Genomic DNA, 3,390 nt, shown 5'->3' with positions numbered 1-3,390 from the left:
CGCAGATCAGAGCCTCACAGGTCGGGTCATCACAACCCGGGGTACCGTTCGCAAAACAACAGTCTGAGCCTGCCTGCGCCGCTGCCAGCGGCGCGATGGCTGCCGCCGCGATTGCGACGAGCAGAGTCGTACAGTTCACCTTCATCTATGCCTCCTTGGCTTGTTCAAAGCCACCCACGGGCGCCGCATCCCCTCCGCGAGGAGATCGCCGAGCGCCCAAGACCTCATGAATGTAACTCGACATCGGCCATGGCGGAAGCGAAGAATGGCCCAATCTGCGCAATAACCGCCTTTGGACCTCGATTCTGGCCGAATGGTCGGTCCTTCTCGATGGTGTAAGCTATGCGAGCAATGGTCCGCCCGTTGCCGAAATGGCGGCTCATATTGAGACCTTGTTCGACATTTCTGGATGATCGGACGGCTTGACTCTTAAGGGCACCTGTTTGGTTCCAGCATGGACCGATGCCAGGCGGCTTGAAGAAGCTTCGGTGGTGCGCCCCGTTGAAGGCCAAGGAGGTCGGGTCTCTACAGGCGAAGCCCGGCGCGGGCCGGCGATGACGGGTGAGCGTCACCGTTCACCCAGTCGGCTCCACCGATCCAGACGGCGACTGATGGCGCGATCCGCAGTCGAGTCGATATAAACCCGACCGCGTCGCCCGCGCCACTCTGCGGGCCCCTCGGTGCTCTCTCCCTCTCACCCAGGCTGCCTCATGACCACCCCCACCCATCCCAAGGTCGGCGAGCACGCCCCGGCGTTCGCCCTTCCATCAGCCCCCGGTCAAGTTGAAGATCTCACGAAGGTCATCGGCCGGGAGAAGGTGGTGCTGCTCTTCTTCCCCTTCGCCTTCTCCTCGGTGTGCACGCAGGAGATGTGCCATCTCCGCGATCAGTGGGCACAGTGGGGTTCGATCGGCGCTCGCATTTACGGGATCTCCATCGACTCACCATTCGTGAACGAGAAGTTCCAGCAGGTGGAGGAGATTCCCTTCCCGATCCTGAGTGACTTCAACAAGGATGTCTCGAGCCGCTACGGCGTGCTGCTTGAGGATGTCGGTGGCTTCAAGGGCGTGGCGACGCGGGCGGCGTTCGTGATCGATGCGGCTGGCGTCATCCGCTACGCAAAGGTCAATGCGTCGCCGCGGGAGCAGGTGGACTTCGCGGCGATCGAAGAGGCGGTGCGATCATGTTGAGCGTCACGACTGATGCGATCGATGCGGTGGTGTCGAGGCTTCGAGTGATGGGCCGTGCAGGCTGGCGTGCGATGCGGAGCGCAGGTGTGTCGTCGATGGAGAGCGCATGTTCGGCGCTACGAGCCCATCTGGTGCAGGGCATGCGCCCGGTGCATCGCGCGCATGCAGTGGATGTCGCGTGTTCGGCGCAGCGCGCGATGCCGGGCGCACACTCAATGCACGGCGCGTGGGCGCGCGCGGCATCGAGCGTGGCCGTGATGATCGCGTGTGTGCTGATCGTCACGGGCTGCAACAGTGCGTCGAGTCTTCCGCCGGGCAGCGCCAAGGTGCGCGTCGCCGAAGGGCGCCGTGATGCGGAGATCTCGATGAGCGGCGTGCTTCAGGTTGAACTGTTGGGTCACGCGGGGACGGGCTTCGACTGGAGGCTCGCGGCCATCGACCGTTCGCTCTTCGAGATGACGGAGACGCCGCATGTGACGCCACTCGATCCGGGGGTCATCGGAGGTCGGACCATCACGACCTTCACCTTCAGGCCGTTGCGTCCGGGACAGTGCACGCTCGTCTTTGAGATGGTGCGGCCGCCGTCGTGGAACGAGCCGCCCGGTCGAGTTGTGCAGGTCGAGGCCCGCGTGGCGAGTGGAGGCCGTTGATGTTCGTGCGCGCGTGCGAGACATTCGGGCATTGTTTCGCGGCAGCGCCCCGGAGCCGCGCGGCGACAACGGTGTTGGCGATGGCCATGTCCGCTGCAGTCGCGGCGTGCGAAGGCCACTCTCAGCCGCAGGCTCCGGGGCAGGGCGCTGCGCCGACATCCACCGCGCAAGAAGCAGGCGCGGATGCGACGCGGGTGCCCGGGCTCGCGCCGCCTGCGTCCGTAACGGGCGATGCGTCGGCAGCCGAGCCCGCAGCGCCCGTGCCGGAGCCGCCATCGGCGGCCTCGCGCCGGCTCTTCAACGGCACGAACCTTGATGGGTGGAAGGTCTTTGTGCCGGGTGACGAAGACACTTCATCGCTCTTCGTCGCGCGGGATGGCGTGCTCATCTGCGAGGGGCGTCCGATCGGCTACATCGCGACCACTGAGCAGTTCGAGAGTTTCGAACTCGAACTCGAGTGGCGCTTCGATCCGGAGCGCGGCGCGGGGAACTCCGGAGTGCTGTTGCGCGTGGCCGATGAGGACCATGTCTGGCCCCGGTCGATCGAGGCGCAGCTTCACTCCGGAAACGCGGGAGACATCTGGAACATCGGCGAGGTGCCCATGCAGGTCGATCCCGACCGCACGGAGGGGCGTCGCACCCGGAAGATGGCCGAGAGCAGCGAGCGGCCGCTTGGAGAATGGAATCACTATCGCATTGTCCTCGACGGTGGTGCGTTGGAGCTGCATGTGAATGGAGTCCTTCAGAACACAGCGGAAGCGTGCGAAGTGCGCCCGGGCCGAGTGGCGCTCCAGTCCGAGGGGGCGTTCATCGAGTTCAGGAACATCACGCTGCGTCCGCTGCCGGGAACGAGGTAAGGCATGCGAGCGATGCAGGTTGAGTCAACGGTTCGAGGCGGAGCGGGCGTGCGGCTCGTCGCGGTCCACGGCAGCGCCAATGGCGCGTCGAGTGGCGCGGGGTTCGGGGTGGGCCTTGGCCCAAGGCCGCGCACCGCAGGCTGGCGCAGGGCCACGCGCATGGCGCTCGCCATCGGCATGGTCGTTGGCTTCGCCGGCGCATGCGGACCAAAGACGAATGTGCTTGAGGATGGGAGTCGAGCGCCTCGTGGTCCACGCGTCGCCGCCGGCGCCGAGTTCTCGCCGCGCGTCGGTGACTTCGCCACCATCGAGCGCTTCCTCATCGTGCAGGGCGCCATGTCGGAAGCGTCGGGGGCGATCGTCTCGACGGTCGTGCCACGAATCCGCGAGCGCGGCGGCCTGCGGGATGTCTGGGTGCTTCGCAACGATGGCGCGCAGCAGATCGACATCGTGTCGATCTGGTCTGATCCGGTCGCGTTCCAGGTGTGGCAGATGAGCTCCGATCGGATCGAGGCCTATCGATCGCTCGGGCCCGTGTTGAGTGCGCAGCCGATCGCCGAGACCGTGTCGCTCATCGGTCTGATCGATCGCGCGAATCGGCGGTGAGCCCGGCGGCGAACCGCACGCCTGCTCGAACAGCGACGCGGGACCGTGGGCGACGACGCGCTGCTATGATCTCTCGCTCCTGCGGGC

The 3,390-nt window shown here is 65.9% G+C and carries 4 protein-coding genes; all 4 read left to right on the top strand.

The annotated features are described in order from the left end of the window. Window positions 1-710 precede the first annotated feature (710 nt). Window positions 711-1,190: a redoxin domain-containing protein gene (locus tag KF724_13815; GenBank protein MBX3356766.1), complete on the top strand. Its 480-nt coding sequence runs from the start codon at window positions 711-713 to the stop codon at window positions 1,188-1,190. Beyond that, window positions 1,184-1,840: a protease inhibitor I42 family protein gene (locus tag KF724_13810; protein MBX3356765.1), complete on the top strand. Its 657-nt coding sequence runs from the start codon at window positions 1,184-1,186 to the stop codon at window positions 1,838-1,840. Before KF724_13815 ends, KF724_13810 begins: the two co-directional genes overlap by 7 nt. Before the next feature lie 86 nt (window positions 1,841-1,926). Continuing rightward, the gene (locus tag KF724_13805) at window positions 1,927-2,697 is read left to right on the top strand and encodes a DUF1080 domain-containing protein (GenBank protein MBX3356764.1); all 771 of its coding nucleotides are present in this window, start codon (window positions 1,927-1,929) and stop codon (window positions 2,695-2,697) included. A 3-nt stretch (window positions 2,698-2,700) separates the two neighbouring features. Next, a complete protein-coding gene (locus KF724_13800; protein ID MBX3356763.1) occupies window positions 2,701-3,303 on the top strand; it encodes a hypothetical protein in 603 nt (200 codons plus the stop codon). Window positions 3,304-3,390: the final 87 nt, after the last annotated feature.

This window comes from Phycisphaeraceae bacterium, assembly GCA_019636735.1.
Taxonomy (GTDB): Bacteria; Planctomycetota; Phycisphaerae; order Phycisphaerales; family SM1A02; genus VGXK01.
Note: the sequence above shows the minus strand (reverse complement) of the source record. Positions and strands in the feature narration are given on the sequence as shown.

Bases quoted from the DNA above. Each gene is read 5' to 3' on its own strand.
- KF724_13810 (MBX3356765.1), top strand. From the start codon at position 1,184: ATGTTGAGCGTCACGACTGATGCGATCGATGCGGTGGTGTCGAGGCTT.
- KF724_13805 (MBX3356764.1), top strand. From the start codon at position 1,927: ATGTCCGCTGCAGTCGCGGCGTGCGAAGGCCACTCTCAGCCGCAGGCT.
- KF724_13800 (MBX3356763.1), top strand. From the start codon at position 2,701: ATGCGAGCGATGCAGGTTGAGTCAACGGTTCGAGGCGGAGCGGGCGTG.
- KF724_13815 (MBX3356766.1), top strand. From the start codon at position 711: ATGACCACCCCCACCCATCCCAAGGTCGGCGAGCACGCCCCGGCGTTC.